Below are 2,296 nucleotides of genomic sequence, written 5' to 3' on the forward strand. Positions count from 1 at the left end.
TCGACGCGCCGCGCGCCACCGCGGCCCTGGCGGGCGACCTCATCGACCTGCGCGAGGCGCTCGCGCGCGCGCCCGCGATCGCCTCGGACGCGCCGTCGAGCGCCCCCGCGGCGGCCGCGCAGGCGCGGGGCGAGAAGTCGATCCGCGTGCTCGCCTCCACGCTCGCCTCCATCGGCCGCCAGGTCGAGCTCCTCTCGCTCGCCGAGGCCCGCCGCGCGCGCCGGGCGCGCGACGTGTTCGGCCACGCGGCGTCGGTGCGGGACGCGCTGCAGGCGCTCGACGAGGCGGGCCGGGCGCTGCGCGCCGCCGGGGTCGAGGCGGGGCGCGCCGAGCTCGAGCGGTCGTCCGCGCGGCTGCGCGAGATCGCGACCGACCTCACCCGCGTCGCGCGCGAGGCGTCGCGCGAGGCCGAGCAGCAGCGGCTCGCGGGCACCGTGCTCCGCGAGGACCTGCGCGCGCTCCGGATGGTGCCCGCCGCGCTCGTGCTCGAGCCGCTCCGCCGCGCCGTGCGCGACGTCGCCGGCCGGCTGGGCAAGGAGGTCGAGCTCACGATCGACGGCGGGGAGGCCCGCCTCGACCGCCAGATCGTGGACGCGCTCCGCGATCCGCTCCTGCACCTCGTGCGGAACGCGGTGGACCACGGCATCGAGGCGCCCGCGGCGCGGAGGGCCGCCGGGAAGTCGACCGCCGGCCGCATCGCCGCCCGCGTCGAGCCGCGCGGCTCGCGGGTCGCCATCATCGTCGAGGACGACGGGCCGGGCCTCGATCTCGCGGGGCTGCGCGCCGCCGCGGTGCGCAAGGGGGTCCTCCCCGCCGAGGAGGCGGATCGCCTCGGCGATCAGGAGGCGGCGCGCCTCGTGTTCCACCCCGGCCTCTCCACCGCGCGCGCCGTGACGGAGATCTCCGGGCGCGGGGTCGGGATGGACGTCGTCCTCGAGACGCTGGCGCGGCTCGGGGGCACGGTGGACGTCCGCTGGGAGGCGGGCCGCGGCACGCGCTTCGACCTCGAGGTGCCGCTCACGCTGTCCGCGTCCACCGCGCTCGTGTTCCGCGTCGGGCGCGACGTGATCGCGCTGCCCGCGGAGGCGATCGAGCACGTCGTGCTGGTCACCGCGGGCGATCTCGGCAGCGTCGCCGGGCGCACCACGGCGCAGGTCGCCGGCGAGCACGTGCCGTACGTACCGCTCGCGCGGCTCCTGCGCATGCCGGAGGGGGCGGCCACGCCGCCGCGCCAGCGGGTGGCGCTCGTGATCGCCCACGGCGGCGCGCGCGTCGCCGTCGGGGTGGACGAGCTCGTCGGCCAGCAGGAGCTCGTGATCTCCTCGCTCGGCGCGCGGGTCGCGGCGGTGCCGCACCTCGCCGGCGCGGCGGTGCTCGACGACGGGCGCGTGGCGGGGGTCCTCTCCGCGGCGGAGCTCGTGCGGCGGGGGCAGCCGGGCATGGGGGCGAGCCGCGCCGAGGGCGGGCGGCGCGTGATCGTCGCGGACGACTCGCTCACCACCCGCTCCGCGATGAAGGCGCTCCTCGAGATGGCGGGCTACGCGGTGATCCCCGCCGCCGACGGGGAGGAGGCGTTCCAGCTCCTGCGCGAGTCGGGCGCGGACCTCGTCGTGTCCGACGTGCAGATGCCCCGGCTCGACGGCTTCGGCCTCACGCGCAAGGTGAAGACCGACCCGCGCCTGCGCCGCACGCCGGTCGTCCTCGTCACCTCCCTCGAGGCGGCCGAGGATCGCGCCGCCGGCCTCGCCGCCGGCGCCGACGGCTACCTCGTGAAGCGCGAGGTCGAGCGCGGCAAGCTCCTCGACCTCGTCCGCCAGCTCCTGCCCCGCGCATGATCCGCTGCCTGCTGGTGGACGACTCCCGCTCGTTCCGCGCCCTGCTGCGCGCGCTCCTCGATCGCGCCGGCATCGCGGTCGTCGGCGAGGCCGCCGACGGCGAGGCGGCGGTGGCCCAGGTGGCGGCGCTCCGCCCGGACGTCGTGACCATGGACGTGCGGATGCCCGGCAAGGACGGGCTCGCGGCGATCGAGGAGATCATGCGGGTCGCGCCGACGCCGATCGTGGTGGTCTCGGCGGAGGCCGGGCCCGAGCGGCAGGAGCTCGCCTTCTGGGCGCTCGAGCTCGGCGCGGTGGAGGTGCTCGCGAAGCCGCGCGCCACGGACGCGGCGCGCTTCGCCCGCGAGGCGGACGCGATCCGCGACGCCGTCCGCGCGGTCGCGGGGCTGAAGCTCGTCACCCGCCACCGGCGGCTCCCGTTCCGCCCGGGGGGCGCGCCCGCGCAGGGGCCGGCCCCGCGG

At 78.6% G+C, this 2,296-nt stretch carries 2 protein-coding genes; both read left to right on the plus strand.

Annotated features, from left to right (window positions below):
- Positions 1-1,835, plus strand: a 1,835-nt coding sequence (locus tag MNZ29_RS23945; RefSeq protein ID WP_242357100.1) for a response regulator, incomplete at its 5' end; no start/stop codon positions are given.
- Positions 1,832-2,296, plus strand: a 465-nt coding sequence (locus MNZ29_RS23950; protein WP_242357101.1) for a response regulator, incomplete at its 3' end; no start/stop codon positions are given. The genes MNZ29_RS23945 and MNZ29_RS23950, both read left to right, overlap by 4 nt.

The organism is Anaeromyxobacter sp. SG64, assembly GCF_022690745.1.
GTDB lineage: Bacteria > Myxococcota > Myxococcia > Myxococcales > Anaeromyxobacteraceae > Anaeromyxobacter > Anaeromyxobacter soli.